General features: G+C 59.8%; 17 protein-coding genes and 6 pseudogenes. 19 read left to right on the forward strand and 4 right to left on the reverse strand.

Annotated features, from left to right (window positions below; genetic code table 11):
• Positions 1 to 89: 89 nt before the first annotated feature.
• Together C8024_RS11125 and pyrE are read right to left on the reverse strand one after the other, a co-directional pair.
• Positions 90 to 829: pseudogene (locus C8024_RS11125) on the reverse strand (pyridoxine 5'-phosphate synthase).
• Positions 820 to 1,412, reverse strand: a pseudogene (pyrE, locus tag C8024_RS11130) (orotate phosphoribosyltransferase). Before pyrE ends, C8024_RS11125 begins: the two co-directional pseudogenes overlap by 10 nt.
• A 240-nt stretch (positions 1,413 to 1,652) precedes the next feature.
• Between pyrE and coxB the strand changes: the two are divergent.
• The 18 genes and pseudogenes from coxB (at position 1,653) to C8024_RS11205 (ending at position 13,361) form a co-directional block, all read left to right on the forward strand.
• The gene (gene coxB, locus C8024_RS11135; protein ID WP_173205081.1) at positions 1,653 to 2,678 is read left to right on the forward strand and encodes a cytochrome c oxidase subunit II; all 1,026 of its coding nucleotides are present in this window, start codon (positions 1,653 to 1,655) and stop codon (positions 2,676 to 2,678) included.
• Positions 2,679 to 2,689: 11 nt separating this feature from the next.
• Positions 2,690 to 4,351, forward strand: a complete 1,662-nt coding sequence (gene ctaD / locus C8024_RS11140) for a cytochrome c oxidase subunit I (protein WP_173205084.1) — start codon at positions 2,690 to 2,692, stop codon at positions 4,349 to 4,351.
• 32 nt (positions 4,352 to 4,383) lie between these two features.
• A pseudogene (locus tag C8024_RS11145) lies at positions 4,384 to 5,288 on the forward strand (heme o synthase).
• Positions 5,285 to 5,446: a hypothetical protein gene (locus C8024_RS11150; protein WP_173205078.1), complete on the forward strand. Its 162-nt coding sequence runs from the start codon at positions 5,285 to 5,287 to the stop codon at positions 5,444 to 5,446. Before C8024_RS11145 ends, C8024_RS11150 begins: the two are co-directional and overlap by 4 nt.
• Complete coding sequence (locus C8024_RS11155) at positions 5,409 to 6,032, forward strand: cytochrome c oxidase assembly protein (RefSeq protein ID WP_367947292.1); 624 nt, start codon at positions 5,409 to 5,411, stop codon at positions 6,030 to 6,032. The genes C8024_RS11150 and C8024_RS11155 overlap by 38 nt, the downstream gene beginning before the upstream one ends.
• Positions 6,025 to 6,930 carry a cytochrome c oxidase subunit 3 gene (locus tag C8024_RS11160; protein ID WP_367947293.1) on the forward strand — a complete coding sequence of 302 codons (906 nt, stop codon included), beginning with the start codon at positions 6,025 to 6,027 and terminating at the stop codon, positions 6,928 to 6,930. The genes C8024_RS11155 and C8024_RS11160 overlap by 8 nt, the downstream gene beginning before the upstream one ends.
• 35 nt (positions 6,931 to 6,965) lie before the next feature.
• Positions 6,966 to 7,331: pseudogene (locus tag C8024_RS11165) on the forward strand (DUF983 domain-containing protein); the annotation flags it as partial.
• Positions 7,328 to 7,933, forward strand: coding sequence for an SURF1 family protein (locus C8024_RS11170; RefSeq protein WP_173205090.1), 606 nt, complete (start codon positions 7,328 to 7,330; stop codon positions 7,931 to 7,933). The pseudogene C8024_RS11165 and the gene C8024_RS11170, both read left to right, overlap by 4 nt.
• A gap of 13 nt (positions 7,934 to 7,946) precedes the next feature.
• Positions 7,947 to 9,350 carry a threonine synthase gene (gene thrC, locus C8024_RS11175; protein WP_173205093.1) on the forward strand — a complete coding sequence of 468 codons (1,404 nt, stop codon included), beginning with the start codon at positions 7,947 to 7,949 and terminating at the stop codon, positions 9,348 to 9,350.
• Positions 9,343 to 10,227 carry a class I SAM-dependent methyltransferase gene (locus C8024_RS11180; protein WP_173205096.1) on the forward strand — a complete coding sequence of 295 codons (885 nt, stop codon included), beginning with the start codon at positions 9,343 to 9,345 and terminating at the stop codon, positions 10,225 to 10,227. Before thrC ends, C8024_RS11180 begins: the two co-directional genes overlap by 8 nt.
• A 37-nt stretch (positions 10,228 to 10,264) precedes the next feature.
• The gene (locus C8024_RS11185; RefSeq protein WP_173205099.1) at positions 10,265 to 10,636 is read left to right on the forward strand and encodes a dihydroneopterin aldolase; all 372 of its coding nucleotides are present in this window, start codon (positions 10,265 to 10,267) and stop codon (positions 10,634 to 10,636) included.
• Positions 10,633 to 11,043, forward strand: coding sequence for an SDR family NAD(P)-dependent oxidoreductase (locus tag C8024_RS21640; RefSeq protein WP_254305822.1), 411 nt, complete (start codon positions 10,633 to 10,635; stop codon positions 11,041 to 11,043). The genes C8024_RS11185 and C8024_RS21640 overlap by 4 nt, the downstream gene beginning before the upstream one ends.
• An 8-nt stretch (positions 11,044 to 11,051) precedes the next feature.
• On the forward strand, positions 11,052 to 11,399 hold the full coding sequence (locus C8024_RS21645) for an SDR family oxidoreductase (protein WP_254305823.1): 348 nt from the start codon (positions 11,052 to 11,054) through the stop codon (positions 11,397 to 11,399).
• A 124-nt stretch (positions 11,400 to 11,523) separates the two neighbouring features.
• Positions 11,524 to 11,856, forward strand: a complete 333-nt coding sequence (locus tag C8024_RS23375) for a fasciclin domain-containing protein (RefSeq protein WP_367947289.1) — start codon at positions 11,524 to 11,526, stop codon at positions 11,854 to 11,856.
• 20 nt (positions 11,857 to 11,876) lie between these two features.
• A complete protein-coding gene (locus C8024_RS23380) occupies positions 11,877 to 12,104 on the forward strand; it encodes a fasciclin domain-containing protein (protein ID WP_367947290.1) in 228 nt (75 codons plus the stop codon).
• 178 nt (positions 12,105 to 12,282) lie between these two features.
• Positions 12,283 to 12,417 carry a hypothetical protein gene (locus C8024_RS22570; RefSeq protein WP_302051623.1) on the forward strand — a complete coding sequence of 45 codons (135 nt, stop codon included), beginning with the start codon at positions 12,283 to 12,285 and terminating at the stop codon, positions 12,415 to 12,417.
• A gap of 8 nt (positions 12,418 to 12,425) precedes the next feature.
• Complete coding sequence (locus C8024_RS11200; RefSeq protein WP_302051622.1) at positions 12,426 to 12,851, forward strand: fasciclin domain-containing protein; 426 nt, start codon at positions 12,426 to 12,428, stop codon at positions 12,849 to 12,851.
• Positions 12,852 to 12,950: 99 nt separating this feature from the next.
• Positions 12,951 to 13,361 (forward strand): EVE domain-containing protein, encoded by a 411-nt coding sequence (locus C8024_RS11205; protein WP_173205105.1) that lies wholly within the window; start codon positions 12,951 to 12,953, stop codon positions 13,359 to 13,361.
• Here the strand turns inward: C8024_RS11205 and C8024_RS11210 are convergent.
• Complete coding sequence (locus C8024_RS11210; RefSeq protein WP_173205108.1) at positions 13,358 to 13,531, reverse strand: hypothetical protein; 174 nt, start codon at positions 13,529 to 13,531, stop codon at positions 13,358 to 13,360. The genes C8024_RS11205 and C8024_RS11210 overlap by 4 nt on opposite strands.
• A 295-nt stretch (positions 13,532 to 13,826) precedes the next feature.
• On the opposite strand from C8024_RS11210, the pseudogene C8024_RS23385 reads away from it, so the two are divergent.
• Positions 13,827 to 14,155 (forward strand): annotated as a pseudogene (locus C8024_RS23385) (manganese efflux pump); the annotation flags it as partial.
• Positions 14,156 to 14,247: 92 nt separating this feature from the next.
• Here C8024_RS23385 and C8024_RS11220 read toward each other — a convergent pair.
• Positions 14,248 to 15,891, reverse strand: a pseudogene (locus tag C8024_RS11220) (thiamine pyrophosphate-binding protein); the annotation flags it as partial.
• Positions 15,892 to 15,959 lie beyond the last annotated feature (68 nt).

Below are 15,959 nucleotides of genomic sequence, written 5' to 3' on the forward strand. Positions count from 1 at the left end.
GCCCGAAGGGTGGTGGAGGGCGCCCTCCGTCGCCTTCGGCGCCACCTCCCCACAGCTTCGCTGCAGGGAGGAAATATCCGCCAATATCCTCACCGGGCTTCGTCCATCAGCGCGCGCATCTGTCTGATACTGCCGTCAAGACCGCTGAAAATCGCTTCGCCGATCAGGAAATGGCCGATGTTCAGTTCTTTGAGCTGCGGGATGGCAGCGATCGGGATGACATTGTCAAAGGTCAGGCCGTGGCCGGCATGCGGTTCAATACCGTTTTGGCGGCCAGCGCGGCGGCATCGGAAATCCGGCGGAGTTCGGCTTCGCGTCCGGCACCGGTGACTTCGGCATAATGGCCGGTGTGAAATTCGACCACTGGCGCGCCGAGGCGGATGGCGGCCTCGATCTGGCGCGGGTCCGGCTCGATGAACAGGCTGACGCGGACATTCGCCTCTTTCAGCTGCCCGACAAAATCGGCCAGCTTGTTGTGCAGACCGGCGGCATCCAGCCCGCCCTCGGTGGTCCGCTCCTCGCGGTTTTCCGGGACGATGCAGGCCGCATGTGGCTTGTGACGCAGCGCGATGGCCAGCATCTCGTCAGTCGCCGCCATTTCCAGATTGAGCGGAATGGTCAGCTTGTCCATCAGGACGGTCAGATCGTCATCGCGGATATGGCGCCGGTCTTCGCGGAGATGGGCGGTTATGCCGTCGGCGCCGGCTTCTGCGGCAAGCAGGGCAGCGCGCACCGGTTCGGGGTGGTCGCCGCCGCGGGCGTTGCGGATCGTGGCAACATGGTCGATATTGACGCCGAGACGAAGGTGGTTGGCGCTGCTCACGCCGATGCTGGTGCCGCGCGGCTGCCCGGCTTGGTCGCCGGAATGGCGGCGAGGTCAGCGGGGACTTCGTCGGCAGCATAAGATGGCACGTCCAGCGTCACCAGCGGGAAGAAGGGGACATCGAATTGCGCGGCGCCATTGGAACGGTCGACCAGCGCCCCGGCGGCAATGACATCGCCCCCAGCGTCCCGGATCGCCTGTATCGCTTCGCGCGAGGAAAGCCCGGTGGTGACAACATCTTCCATCATCAGAACTTTCTGACCGGGTTCCAGCCGGAAACCGCGGCGGAGTTCAAATGTGCCCTCGGGGCGTTCGAGGAACAGCGCGTCGAGACCCAGAGCCCGGCCCATTTCATGGCCGATTATGACGCCGCCCATTGCCGGTGACACCACGATGTCGATCGAGCGCCTGATATTCTGGGGAATCTGGGCCACCAGGGCCTCGGCCATGCGGGCGGCCGTGCCGGGTTCATCAACAGCCGCGCGCATTGCAGATATTTGCTGCTGTGGCGGCCGGAGGAGAGGATGAAATGGCCCTGCAGCAAGGCGTCACAGCTTCGGAATTCGGCTAAAATCTCGTCTTCTGTCAATGTTTCATCCCGCTCTATTTGTTTGCCTTCTGCCCAAATGGGCATATTGCGGCTGCATTGCCAGAAAAATTAAAGTCAAAAAACTGAAAAAATATCTATTCGGTAGCTTGAGGCTGGCGGCAACCATGCCTATAAGCCGCCGCAATCGGACTGTTCCGGACGAGCGCTTCGTGATTCCTAATCACGGTGCCATTGCCGGAAAACTACCGAAACTTGGGGTAAGATAGGGTTGAGCGATATATGACTCATTTTGTGAAAGCTTGGATTCTGGCTGTTGGCCTGATTCTCACGCCAACAGCATTGTCGGCGCAGGAAGCGCTACCGGCAGCGCCGTCTGTAGAGCCGGCGGCGACCAGCGAACTGGAAGCGGCGGATGCACCCGCAGCAGCCGAAGCCAGCGCGTCCGGACTGGATCCAGCCCTCTATACCCCGATGAAACCGACGCCGGGCATCGGCATGCCGGTCGATGGCGGCATTGATTTCCAGGAGCAGTTCAGCGAAACCGGCCAGACCGCTCACTGGATCAACAACGCGATCCTGGTCCCGATGATGGTCGGTGTCAGCCTGCTAGTTCTCGGCCTGCTGTTCTGGGTCGTCTTGCGTTTCCGTCGCGGTGCCAACCCCGAGCCGTCGAAGACGACGCACAATACATTCATCGAAATCATCTGGACGGTCATTCCGGTTCTGATCCTCGTGGTCATCGCCGTTCCGTCGATCAGCTTGCTTGCCCGCCAGTTTGAACCGGCGCCGGAAGAGGCGCTGACCGTGAAAGTGACCGGATACCAGTGGTATTGGGGTTACAGCTATCCCGACAATGGCGATTTCGAAATCATCTCCAACATGCTTCCCGAAGAAGAAGCCGAAGCACGCGGCGAGCCCTATCAGCTGGCCGCCGACAACCGGATGGTCATCCCGGTCGGCAAGCCGGTCAAGCTTTTGATCACGGCGGCCGACGTCATTCACAGTTTCGCCATTCCTTCTGCATGGTTCAAGCTGGATGCGGTTCCCGGACGGATCAACGAGAAAGTTCTGCAGATCGACCGCGAGGGCGTCTATTATGGCCAGTGTTCCGAGCTTTGCGGCGCGCGGCACGGCTTCATGCCGATCACGGTTGAAGTGCTCTCGGAAGAGAAATTCAACAACTGGGTGCTCGCCAATGGCGGTACGGTGAAGGGCGCGGCGGCCGAGCCTGTTGCGACCGACGCTGCCGCAGACGAAGCGACCAACGAAATTGCGGCTGCTGATGCAGCTGCTGCGACCAACTGAGGGTTAGAGCAATGACAACTATCACAGCAGATGGCCATATTGACGATCACGCACATGACGCGGATCACAAGCCGGCCTTTTTCCAGCGTTGGTTCATGTCGACCAACCACAAGGATATCGGCACCCTCTATCTGATCTTCGCAATTTGCGCGGGCATCATCGGTGGTGCCATTTCCGGTCTCATGCGTCTGGAGCTGGCCGAGCCCGGCATCCAGTATCTGCAGGCCTGGGCCAGCATTTCCAATGGCAGCGAAGCGTCGATGGATCAGGCCTATCACCTCTGGAACGTGCTGATTACCGCGCACGGTCTGATCATGGTCTTCTTCATGGTCATGCCGGCGATGATCGGCGGCTTTGGCAACTGGTTCGTGCCGCTGATGATCGGCGCGCCGGACATGGCCTTCCCGCGGATGAACAATGTCAGTTTCTGGCTGCTCGTCCCGGCTTTTCTTCTGCTTCTGGGGTCGTCCTTCGTCCCCGGCGGTACCGGTAACGGTGCCGGCACCGGCTGGACCGTCTACGCGCCGCTCTCGACCAGCGGGTCGGTCGGGCCGGCGGTGGATATGGCAATCCTGTCGCTCCACCTCGCGGGCGCGTCCTCCATTCTCGGGGCGATCAACTTTATCACGACCATCTTCAATATGCGCGCGCCGGGCATGACCCTGCACAAAATGCCGCTGTTCGTCTGGTCCGTGCTGGTGACCGCATTCCTGCTGCTTCTCGCACTTCCCGTGCTGGCGGCTGCAATCACGATGCTGCTCACCGACCGTAATTTCGGCACGACCTTTTACGACGCTGCCGGTGGCGGTGATCCGGTCCTGTACCAGCATCTGTTCTGGTTCTTCGGTCACCCTGAAGTCTACATCATGATCCTGCCCGGTTTCGGCATGATCAGCCATATCGTTGCGACCTTCAGCCGCAAGCCGGTGTTCGGCTATCTCGGCATGGCTTATGCGATGGTTGCCATCGGCGTGGTCGGCTTCGTCGTCTGGGCGCACCATATGTTCACCACCGGCATGTCGGTTAACGTGAAAATGTATTTCACCGCAGCCACCATGGTGATCGCGGTGCCGACCGGCATCAAGATCTTCTCGTGGATCGCGACCATGTGGGGCGGCTCGATGACCTTCAAGACACCGATGATGTGGGCCCTTGGCTTCATCTTCATGTTCACCGTCGGTGGCGTGACCGGTGTTGTGCTGGCCAATGGCGGTATCGACGACAATCTCCACGACACTTATTATGTGGTTGCCCACTTCCACTATGTGCTGTCGCTGGGTGCGGTCTTCTCGATCTTCGCCGGCTTTTACTACTGGTTCCCGAAAATGTCGGGCCGGATGTACAGCGAACTGCTGGGGCAGCTCCACTTCTGGATCTTCTTCATCGGCGTGAACATCCTGTTCTTCCCGCAGCATTTCCTCGGACAGCAGGGCATGCCACGTCGCTATGCCGACTATCCGGAGCAGTTTGCTTACTGGAACCAGATCAGCTCGATCGGCTATGCCGTGATGCTGGTCGGCGTGCTGATCTTCTTCGTGAACATCGGCTGGTCGCTGCTGGCTGGCCGCAAGGCAGAGGGCAATTACTGGGGCGAAGGCGCAACGACGCTGGAATGGACCCTGACCAGCCCGCCGCCGTTCCACCAGTTCGAAACCCTTCCCCAGATCAAGTGATCTGAGGACCCGTTGGAAATCTGGAAAGCAAAATGACCACTGCGTCACACACTATGCAAGGCCTGGCCAGCGCGAAGGATCTCTTCGCGCTGACCAAGCCGCGCGTTATGTCGCTGGTCATATTTACCGCGCTTTGCGGTTTGCTGGCCGCGCCGGGATCGATCCATCCGGTTATCGGATTTACGGCGATTCTGGCGATCAGCCTTGGTGCCGGGGCTTCGGCCGCGCTCAACCAGTGGTATGAGGCGGATATCGACGCTGTGATGAAGCGGACCCAGAGCCGTCCGTTGCCTGCGGGGCGGATGGACCGCGAGACCGCGCTGCATTTCGGCATTGGCCTGTCGGTATTTTCGGTTCTGCTGATGGGCGTTGCGGTCAACTGGTTCAGCGCAGCCTTTCTCGCTTTCTCGATCTTCTTCTACGCCGTGGTCTACACCATCTGGCTGAAGCGCAGCACGCCACAGAATATCGTTATCGGCGGCGCTGCCGGCGCTTCCCGCCAGCGATCGGCTGGGCCGCGGTGACCGGTGACATGACGCTGATGCCGTTCCTGCTGTTCGCGATCATCTTCTTCTGGACGCCGCCGCATTTCTGGGCGCTCGCGCTGTTCGTGAACAGCGACTATTCCAAGGCCGGCGTGCCGATGATGCCGGTCGTCGCCGGTCGCCAGTCCACCCGCAAACAGATTTTCGGTTATAGTCTGGTGCTCGCAGCGGTCGCCATTGCACCTTTCGCGCTTGATCTTGCCGGAGCGGTCTATGGCGTGGCCTCGATCGCGCTGAGCGTGATATTCTGCGCGCTGTCCTGGCAGGTGGGCCGCAGCCAGACCACCGAACCGGAAGATATGGCGGCCGAAAAACGCCTGTTCAAATTCTCCATTCTCTATCTTTTCGCGCTGTTCGGTGCGGTTGTCGCTGACAGGATGATTTTGGCATGACCAAGCATGACCCGAATAGTGCGCCGATGAGCCCCGAAGAGCAGAAGGCCTATCAGGCACGGCAGAAACAGCGGGCGATCATATTGGCCGGACTGCTCGGTTTCATGGTCATACTCTTCTATTTCATCACCATCGTCAAAATCGGGTCGGGCTCCTGATGTCGACCGCCGAGGCCTCTCTTTCCAACAGAACCGGCGCAGCGGTGTCATGGCCGCCTTCATGGGGCTTGGCATGCTTGCCCTGGGTTTTGCCGCGGTGCCGCTCTATGACGTATTCTGCAGGGTCACCGGCTATGGTGGAACCACGCAGCGCGTCGATGCGGCGCAGGCCGCCACCGTGCAGACCACCAGCAAGGTGATGTCGATCCGCTTCGATTCCAACGTCAATTCGGCGCTGCCCTGGTCCTTCAAGCCTGAGCAGGCGGTCGATCATGTCACCGTCGGTGCCCGTGACATGGCGATTTTCATTGCCACCAACAACGGCGACCAGCCGGTTGTCGGAACCGCGACTTTCAATGTGACCCCGCTTCTCGCCGGCCAATATTTCAACAAGGTCCAGTGCTTCTGCTTCAGCGAACAGGTGCTGAAACCGGGAGAGACGGTGCGGATGCCGGTGCTTTATTATGTTGATCCGGCGATCATGGATGATCCGGAAACAAAAGATATTCAGGAAATTACGCTTAGCTATACTTTTTACCGTTCGGTCGACCAGCAGGCGCTGGACGCCGGTGCGGGCGATAGCTAAGAGATATTCGAGAGTAAGGTTAGGGAAATATTATGGCCGGTGCCAAAATCATGATTATCACATTCTGCCGCCAGACATCTGGCCGTTCGTCGGTTCATTTTCTGCCTTTGTCATGGCCATCGGCGGTATTCGCTGGATGCACAGTGATATCTATGCGTTCGGACCGTTGCTCTTCGCTATCGGCACATCCGCTGTTGCGCTGACATTTTTCGCCTGGTGGTCGAATGTGATCAAGGAAGCCCATGCCGGTGACCATACGCCGGTGGTGCAACTGCATCTGCGCTACGGCATGATCCTGTTCATTGCCTCGGAAGTCATGTTCTTCGTCGGCTGGTTCTGGGCATGGTTCGATTTTGCCCTTTTCCCCCAGCCGATCGAATTGCTGGACGGCATAACCACCAACTATATCGGTCAGGAAGGTGCTGCGGCGCTGCTGCAATGGCCACCAAAGGGTATCGAAGTGCTCAACGCCTTCGAACTGCCACTGCTCAACACAATGATCCTGCTGTGCTCCGGCACGACCATCACCTGGGCGCACCATTCGCTGCTCCACGGTGACCGCAAGAGCATGATCACCGGTCTGTGGCTGACGATCATCCTGGGCGTGTTGTTCTCCTTCATCCAGGCTTATGAATATAGTGTTGCGCCGTTCCCCTTTGCCGGCATCAACTATAGCTCGGCATTCTACATGGCGACCGGCTTCCACGGCTTCCACGTCCTGGTGGGTACGATCTTCCTGATCGTCTGCCTGGCGCGGGCCTATAAGGGCCACTTCACCCCGAAACAGCATTTCGGTTTTGAAGCAGCCGCCTGGTACTGGCATTTCGTCGATGTGGTCTGGTTGTTCCTGTTCATCGTCGTCTATGTCTGGGGCGGCTGGGGCGCACCGGTCCACTAGGCCAGCGCGTTGACCGACACCGAAAATAAAAAGGGCAGCCGGAGGTTCTTCCTGCTGCCCTTTTTGGTCTCTGCCCCGATTGCGGGCAGAAGACGCTTTTTGCCAATCTGACACGCTTTTCGGACAAGTGCCGCGCCTGTGGTCTCGACTATAGCCAGTATAATGTCGGGGATGGGCCAGCGGCCTTCCTGACATTGATAGTGGGCGCGGTCATTCTCGGGCTGGCGCTGGCGATTGAAGCGAATTTCCATCCGCCCATCTGGGTGCATATAATGCTCTGGGTGCCGCTGACCGTTGCTGCGGTTGTCGGATCCTTGCGGGTGTCGAAAGCCTTGCTGCTGATTCTCGAACATCGCAATCAGGCCCGCGAAGGCAGTATCGACGGCAGCGACGGACCATGATCAGCCGCCTGCCGATATTCGGAACCATTCTCGTTCTGGTTGCCGTAGCGATCATGACCGGCCTTGGCATCTGGCAGCTGCAGCGTGCCGAATGGAAAAACGGGCTGCTGGCAAGCTATGCTTCGGCGTCGGATTTGCCGGCAATAGCCTATCCCGCCGTACCCGACGAGAATGATCCTCCCTATTTTCGCAGATCGACCGTCAATTGCCTGGAAGTGACTGGCTGGCGTTCGACCAGCGGGCGCAGTGCCAGCGGGCAATCGGGCTGGGCGCATATCGCCCAGTGCCGCACGGCTGGCGCGGAAGGGCCGAGCGCGCAAGTGGTTGCGGGCTGGTCCACCCGGCCGGACAATCCGGAATGGGCAGGCGGTATCGTCGATGGTGTAATCGCACCGGACAGCCAATATATCATCCGTCTGGTGGCCAGCGAACCGGTTGCAGGACTGCAGAAAAGCCAGCCACCGGCGCTGGAGGATGTCCCGAACAACCATATGTCCTATGCGGTCCAGTGGTTTCTCTTTGCCGCTATTGCCCTGGTCATTTTTCTGCTCGCGTTGCGCGGTCGCAACAAGGGCGTTGCCCAATCCGGCAACTTGTCCTAACCCGCTCGCCATCATGGACTATATCTCTACCAGAGGCGCTGCGCCCGCACTGAATTTCGAAAAAGTAACCCTGGCCGGACTGGCTGGCGATGGCGGCCTTTATGTGCCCGAATCATGGCCGTCTTTCAGCCAAGGCGAAATCGCCGCGATGGCGGGGCTGTCCTATGTCGAGACGGCCGTCCGCGTGATGCAGCCTTTTGTTGGCGATGCGCTCGGCGAAGCGGAACTTCGCGAACTTTGCGAACAGGCTTACGGCCGTTTCTCCCACGCTGCGGTGACGCCGCTGGTGCAGCTTGACGGGCGGCAATGGCTGCTCGAACTGTTTCACGGACCGACTCTCGCCTTCAAGGATGTGGCGCTACAAATACTAGGCCTATTCTTCGAGACATTCCTCGCCCGGCAGGACAAGCATCTGACCGTGGTCGGCGCGACCTCCGGCGATACCGGATCGGCCGCGATCGATGCGCTGGCGGGCAGGGACAAGGTCGATATTTTCATGCTTCATCCCGATGGCCGGATTTCCGATGTCCAGCGCCGGCAGATGACGACGGTCCGCGCACCCAATGTCCATAATATCGCGATCGACGGCAGCTTCGATGATGCCCAGGCAATGGTGAAGCGGATGTTCGCGGATCAGGAAGTGACCAGTCGCTTCTCGATCTCGGCGGTCAACTCGATCAACTGGGCGCGTCTGATGGCGCAGGTTGTCTATTATTTTTACGCCGCCAGCCAATTGGGCGCGCCGCATCGCAAGATCGCCTTTTCCGTGCCGACCGGCAATTTCGGTGATGTCTTTGCCGGCTATGTTGCCTCGAAAATGGGACTGCCGATTGAACGGTTGATCGTGGCGACTAATGTCAACGACATCCTCCACCGGGCGCTGAGCGCGGGGGACTATTCCACCGGTAGCGTGACTCCGACAGCAGCACCTTCGATGGATATTCAGGTCAGCAGCAATTTTGAACGGCTGCTCTTCGATCTCGAAGGGCGCGACGGCGCAAAAACCTCTGCCCGCATGGCGGACTTTGAACAGAGCCACAATATGCAGCTGGAGCCCGGCATGCGGGACACGGCGGCGTCGCTGTTCACCAGCTGTCGCGTTGACCCGGACGATATGGCGCTGGCGATGCGCTGGGCGCAGGATAAGGCCGGACAGATCATTGACCCGCATAGCGCCATCGGCCTGTCGGCAGCGCAACAGGTCGATCTCGACCCGGCGGTACCGGTGGTCACGCTGGCGACCGCTCATCCGGCGAAATTCCCCGATGCTGTGGAACGGGCAACCGGCATCCGTCCATCGCTGCCGCGGCGGGTTGGAGACCTGTTTGACCGTGAGGAAAAATATACCAAACTGCCGGGTGACTATGACGCGGTAAAGAGCTTTATCATGTCCAATGCCACGCCGACCGATGGCTGAAACCAGCCCCGCCCCTTTATTGATGATCAGCGATCCGCGCAGCGACTATACGCTCGTGGATTCCGGTCATGGCCGCAAACTGGAACGCTACGGAAAATATCATTTCATCCGCCCCGAGCCGCAGGCGATGTGGGCACCAGCCCGTGATGGCTGGCAGGCGGACGGGGAGTTTGTTCCCGCGTCGGACGAGGATGGCGGCGGGCGCTGGCATCTGAACAGCAATGTGCCGGCAGACGGGTGGCAGATGGACTGGGAAGAAGTGACCTTTACAGCCCAGTGTACGCCGTTCCGGCATCTCGCCTATTTCCCCGACATGGATCCGGTCTGGCGCTGGTTCCGCGGCAATCTGCAGACGCTCGAATCGCCGCAGATGATGAATCTGTTCGGCTATACCGGTGTCGGCACGCTGGCGCTGTCGGCCGCCGGTGCCAATCTGGTGCATGTCGATGCCTCGAAGAAATCGGTCACGGCCGCGCGCGACAACGCGGCTTTGTCGGGCATGACCGACCGTCCGATCCGCTGGATCATCGACGATGCGGCCAAATTTGCCGCCCGCGAAGTCAGGCGCGAACGGCGCTATGACGCGATCCTGATGGACCCGCCGAAATATGGCCGCGGGCCGGATGGCGAAATCTGGCGGCTGGAAGAACATCTGGCCGGGCTGGTCGAGAATTGCGGACAATTGCTTGATGCCGACAGCCGCTGCCTGTTCCTCACTGTCTATGCCGTGCGCATGTCGGCGCTGGCGCTGGGGTCGCTGCTGAACGAGAAGCTGGTCCATCTGGGCGGCACGATCGAGGTTGGCGAACTGGCGGTGCGCGAGGAAGCGCGCGGGTTGCTGCTGCCGACCGCGATATTCGCGCGCTGGTCCGCCTGACTTGCCATTTGCCCGCTAACATGGTCAGAGAATATCTATGACAGACACATTGCTCCTGGAAGTCAACGACCTCGATGTCGACGTGCTCACCGGAATCTATTCCGAAGAGACCCATTTGCCACAGCCGCTGCGTATTTCGATCGCTGCCGAACTGAAGGTGCAGGAGCGTTATGAAGCGGACACGCCGCTCGACCATTCGAAAAATTATATGGACCTGAAACATGCCGCCACGGATGCGCTGCCGGAAGGCGTGCATTTCAAGCTGATCGAGGCGGTCGCGGACCATATCATCGAGACATTGTTCCTGCAGGACGCGAATATTCTTCGCGTTACGGTGAAGATCGTCAAATTGCTGATTTCCGAAAAAGGGGAGCAGATCGGCATCACGCTTAGCCGGAGCCGGAAATGACCGCGTCAATCGCGCTGGTCACCGGCGGCGTGAAACGGGTGGGCGCGGCGATTGCGGCGCGACTGGCCGAGGCTGGCTATGCGCTGGCGCTGCATGGCAATAGCGATGCCATCCCCGAAGAGGGCTTGGCCAGGAAGCTCGCGGAAACGGGCTGTGACTGGTCCGGTTTCCAGCAGGATTTTCTTGAGGAAGGCGCCGCCGAAGCGTTGATGGACCAGATCGTCGACCATTTTGGGCGGACGCCGGATCTGATCGTCAACAGCGCCTCGATATTCGGGCAGGATGATGCCGGCACTCTGTCGGAAAAGGATTTGCAGGAGCATTTGCGGGTCAACAGTATGGTGCCCGTGCTGCTGACGACCGCTCTCCATCACCGCCGGCCCGCCGGCAGCGATCGCGCTGTGTGATCCACATATTGGACCAGCGCATCCGCAATCCCAATCGGGACCAGCTGAGCTATACGCTTTCGAAACAGGCCCTGGCCGGTTCGGTTCGCTCGCTCGCCGTGGCCTGCGCGGACAAGCTCCGCGTCAATGGCGTCGCGCCGGGACTGACGCTGACAGCCGGCGAATATGGCGAGGAGCAGCTGGCCAATATCACCGCCATGATGCCGCTCGACCGGCTGCCGGAGCCGGATGATATCGCCGACGCGGTTCTCTATCTTGCGCGCGCAAAGGCGGTCACCGGACAGATTGTCTATGTCGACGGCGGCGCCAGCCTGAAGAGCTTTGACCGCGACTTCGTCCATCTCGGCAAGGACTGAATCGCCTCATACGCCTCAAAGGACAGGTTTTCACCGGTCCCGACTTGCCCCATCTCCTGCATATCCGAACGCTGTTCGCACCTGCGACCGGCAGGGATGCATTTGCAATTTTGAAAGGCTCATCATGCGTATTTCCCCCAAATTGATCCTGACCACCAGCGCCGTTATCGCGCTGGCCGCCTGCTCCACCGAAGCGCCCCAGGCCGCCGTCGACGAAGGCTTAGCCGATGCGATGATGGATTCGGCTGCTAGCGCCGAAACCGGAACGATCGTCGATGTTGCCGTGGGCAATGCCGATTTCTCGACGCTTGTCACCGCAGTCACCGCGGCGGATCTGGCGTCCACTCTGGGCAGCGAGGGACCCTTTACCGTCTTTGCGCCGACCAACGGCGCCTTTGCCAAGGTCGACCCCGCCACGCTGAATGCCTTGCTGACACCGGAAAAAAGGCGGATCTGACCGGCCTGCTGACCTATCATGTGGTTGCCGGAGAGCTGAAAGCGGCTGATGTCGTCAGCGCGATCACCAATGGCGGTGGCACCGCGGTGCTGACCACGGTGCAGGGCGGAATGCTGAAGGCCACGCTGGATGGCGATTCGGTCATTCTCGAAGACGAAACCGGAGGGAAATCGACCGTCATCCTGACCGATGTCGAGGCATCCAATGGTGTGATCCACGCGATCGATACGGTTGTCATGCCGGGATAATTTTGATCCGCCTGAACCAAGTCGGACGACAAAGGGCTTCACCGCTAGGTGGAGCCCTTTTTTGTTAGGGTTTTGTGGGTTTCTTTCTGGTGCAGGCAACGCTAACCCGCGCCTTCGAATTTCATCACCACTTGTTCGTATGGTGCGTCAAGCGGATTGATCACAAGAAAGGAAATTCATGTTCAACGCCCCCAAAATTATTCTGGCATCATCTCTTCTGGCACTGGTACCGGCCTGTTCTTCGGAATTGAGCAAAGAGGACCAGGAACTGCTCGATGCGCGCATCGCCGACGAGGCGAAGCGACCAACCTGATCGCCGTACTGCAGGCCAATCCCGACCTCAGCACCGCGAGCACCTTGCTCGGTCTTTCCGGAGTTGGCGCCGAGCTCGATGTCGATGGATCCTACACGGCATTTGCCGCTACCAACGAAGTCTACAACAAGATGGACGCGGAAAAGCTGAGCGAGCTGATGCATGCGGATAACAAGGACGCGCTGGCCGACATCACGAAATATAGCCTCGTCGAGGGCAGCATGACTTCTGCCGACATCGCCAAGGCAATCACCGACGGCGGCGGCACTGCCAGCATCACCACCCTGCAGGGCGGCGTGATCAAGGCGAGCATGGAAGGCGACAAGATCGTTCTTGAGGACGGCGCCGGCAACAAGGCCAATGTCACCCAGGCCGATGTGGAATCGACCAACGGCACGCTGCACGTCATCGACGCGATCCTGATGCCGAAATAGGTTCGGATATCACAGGACAAACAAGGCCTCGCATGATTGCGGGGCCTTTTTGTTTGCGCAGTGTCGGCTAGCATCGGCTGCGCAGCGAAGGAGAGTGATATGCCGCAATATTGGCTGATGAAATCGGAGCCGGACGAATATGGCTGGGATGATCTGGTCGCCGAGGGTGAAGGCACATGGGACGGCGTCAAAAATGCGCAGGCGTCGAACAATATGAAGGCGATGAAAAAGGGCGATCAGGTCTTTTTCTACCACTCGCGCACCGGGCTGGAAGTGGTCGGTATCATGGAGGTGAGCGAAGAAGCCTCTCCCGATGTGACGACTGACCCCGACCGCTGGGTGGTGGTCAAGGTGAAGCCGGTTCGGAAATTGCCCAGGCCGGTGCCGCTCAAGGCGATGAAGCAAAATCCGGCGCTGAAGGATCTGGCGATTATCAGGCAGACACGGCTGTCGGTGGCTCCGGTGACGGAGAGCGAGTGGGCAGCGATTTTGGCGATGGGTGGGGGTTAGCCCGCCAATATTGTCGCTGCCGTCTCCTCGATAGTGCCGGCCACCAGCAGCGGAGATCCGCCGACCATGCCAACTTTGGTCTGGCCATCCGCATCGGTGCGCAGCCACGCGATATTCTCGACAACCACGAGATAGTTGCCGCCGTGCGATTTGAGTAAAACGAATTTCATGAGCGTGTCTCCAGACGATTGTCGCTATGCGCCGCAATCCTCTTTTATGCATTAACATCGCGCGGATATTGCAGTCCGTTTCTAGCTGATCGGCGAAATTTGAGCCTATGAACCTGTTGAGTTTTTGCGTCAGTGGTTTCAAGGCACCGGCATGATCATGATCACCCTTCTTCTGCTTTCCTTGGGCCTGGCCATGGATGCCTTTGCCGCGGCGGTTGCGCAAGGCGCGTCCAGTCGCCCGAATCGCAGCACCGCATTGCGGATGAGTGTGGCCTTTGGCCTTGCGCAGGCGATCATGCCGTTGCTGGGCTGGACGCTGGGAATTGCTTTTGCCACTATCATGGCTTCGGTTGCCCACTGGATCGCTCTCGTCCTGTTGGGGATTCTCGGTCTCCGGATGATCAAGGAAGGTCTGGATCGCGACCCGGAAGAGGCAATGAAAAATTGTCCTTATGGCCGTTGCTGGTTGTCGCCATTGCCACCAGCATCGATGCCGCCGTCGCCGGTATCACCTTGCCCAGCATTGGCGCGCCGATTCTTCTCGCCTGCGCCGTGATCGGGCTGACGACCGCTGTCCTGACCTATCCCGGCGTATATCTGGGCGCGCTGGTCGGGACCAGAATCGGCAAATCGGCCGAGATGCTGGGCGGGCTGATCCTGATCGGCCTGGGGATCAAGATATTTGTGGTGCAGCAGTTTTTGGCGGGTGACCGGGTTTATTTCTTTCTTAAACCGCTTACCGTCGCACCGGCAGCCGTCAGAAATTCCACATCCGTCTTGAGGTGCAGCAGACGGAGGCCCTTGCGCTTCATTGCCTCTGTTAGAGCAGGCGCGAATTGATCGGTGGTTTCCACCGTTGCGCTCCAGCCGCCATATGCCGTGGCGAGCATGGCGAAATCCGGGTTTTTCAGCGATGTCGCCGACAGCCGCGCCGGATATTCGCGTTCCTGGTGCAGGCGGATGGTGCCGAAGCTGCCATTGTCGATCACCAGCACCAGCAGATTGGCATCATATTGTATCGCGGTGGCGAGTTCCTGGCCGTTCATCATGAAGTCGCCGTCGCCCGCGATTACCACGGAAACGCGGTCGGGGAAGCGCAGGGCGGCGGCCACGGACGCGGGGACCCCATAGCCCATCGCGCCGCTGGTCGGAGCAAGCTGGCTGGGGAAAGCACCATATTTCCAGTAGCGGTGCCACCAGCCGGAAAAATTGCCCGCGCCGTTGCAGATGATCGCGTCGGCCGGGAGCTGGTCCTGCATCGCGGCAACGCACAGGCCGAGGTCGAGCTTCGCAGCGGTCGGTTTCGGGCTGGACCATTCCAGATAGTCCTGATGCGCCGCCTTGCCGGCGTCGAACGGCAGCAGGTCATCGTCCCAGAGCGCCACCTGCTCGGCAAATTCGTCCATCTCGGCGCAGATCGGCAGGTCGGTGCGATAGACATGGTTGAGCTCGTCGGGATCGGGATGGACGTGGACGAGAATCTGGTCGGGATGATCGGGGGTGAGGATTGTGTAACCATCGGTGGTCGCCTCGCCGAGCCGGGCGCCGACCGCGAGTATCAGATCAGCGTCCTTGATCCGCTGGACCAGCTTCGGATTGGGCCCATAGCCGAGATTGCCGGCATAGACCGGGCTTTCATTGGGGAAATTATCCTGCCGCCGGAAGGCGACCCCCACCGGCAGGCCGATGCGCTCGGCATATTCAGCGAAATAATGCTTGCTCTTGGCACTCCAGCCCGCGCCACCGATGATCGCAATCGGGTCGGTCGCATCGCGCAGCATGTCGGTGAGTGTCGTCATCGCGTCCGGACAAAGCGGCTGGGCCGGCGCGACAACTTTGGGCCGGTCGAGCGCCTCGACCTCGTCGCGTAACATATCTTCGGGCAGGGATAAAACCACCGGGCCTGGCCGCCCGGAACTGGCGGTATCAAAGGCCCGCGCGATATATTCGGGAATACGCGCGGCATTGTCGATCCGCGCGGCCCATTTGGCGAGCGGTGTGAACATCGCGGTGAAATCGACTTCCTGAAAGCCTTCGCGGTCGCGGTCATCGCGGGCGACATCACCGATAAACAGGATCATCGGCGTGCTGTCCTGCATCGCGGTATGGACGCCGATACTGGCATTGGTCGCGCCGGGGCCGCGGGTGACAAAGGCGATGCCGGGGGTGCCGGTCATCTTGCCATCGGCCTCGGCCATGAAGGCGGCGCTGCCGTCCTGCCGGGTGGAGACGGTCTGGATGGTGCCGCAATCGTGGAGCGCGTCGAGGACCGAGAGAAAGCTTTCGCCGGGAACGGTGAAGATGCGATCGGTGCCCTGGATAACCAGTTGGTCGACGAGTATTTGTGCCCCGGTGCGTTTTTCATGTTTCTCTCTCCATGCTCACCCGCCCTTCTCCCGTGAGAGAGAAGGATATGAAGCCTTGGCAG

Source organism: Sphingopyxis sp. BSNA05 (assembly GCF_013265645.1).
GTDB lineage: Bacteria > Pseudomonadota > Alphaproteobacteria > Sphingomonadales > Sphingomonadaceae > Parasphingorhabdus.

Bases quoted from the DNA above. Each gene is read 5' to 3' on its own strand.
- coxB (WP_173205081.1), top strand. From the start codon at position 1,653: ATGACTCATTTTGTGAAAGCTTGGATTCTGGCTGTTGGCCTGATTCTC.
- C8024_RS11170 (WP_173205090.1), top strand. From the start codon at position 7,328: ATGATCAGCCGCCTGCCGATATTCGGAACCATTCTCGTTCTGGTTGCC.
- C8024_RS11185 (WP_173205099.1), top strand. From the start codon at position 10,265: ATGACAGACACATTGCTCCTGGAAGTCAACGACCTCGATGTCGACGTG.
- C8024_RS11150 (WP_173205078.1), top strand. From the start codon at position 5,285: ATGACCAAGCATGACCCGAATAGTGCGCCGATGAGCCCCGAAGAGCAG.
- C8024_RS21640 (WP_254305822.1), top strand. From the start codon at position 10,633: ATGACCGCGTCAATCGCGCTGGTCACCGGCGGCGTGAAACGGGTGGGC.
- thrC (WP_173205093.1), top strand. From the start codon at position 7,947: ATGGACTATATCTCTACCAGAGGCGCTGCGCCCGCACTGAATTTCGAA.
- C8024_RS22570 (WP_302051623.1), top strand. From the start codon at position 12,283: ATGTTCAACGCCCCCAAAATTATTCTGGCATCATCTCTTCTGGCACTG.
- ctaD (WP_173205084.1), top strand. From the start codon at position 2,690: ATGACAACTATCACAGCAGATGGCCATATTGACGATCACGCACATGAC.
- C8024_RS11210 (WP_173205108.1), bottom strand. From the start codon at position 13,531: ATGAAATTCGTTTTACTCAAATCGCACGGCGGCAACTATCTCGTGGTT.
- C8024_RS11180 (WP_173205096.1), top strand. From the start codon at position 9,343: ATGGCTGAAACCAGCCCCGCCCCTTTATTGATGATCAGCGATCCGCGC.
- C8024_RS11205 (WP_173205105.1), top strand. From the start codon at position 12,951: ATGCCGCAATATTGGCTGATGAAATCGGAGCCGGACGAATATGGCTGG.
- C8024_RS23375 (WP_367947289.1), top strand. From the start codon at position 11,524: ATGCGTATTTCCCCCAAATTGATCCTGACCACCAGCGCCGTTATCGCG.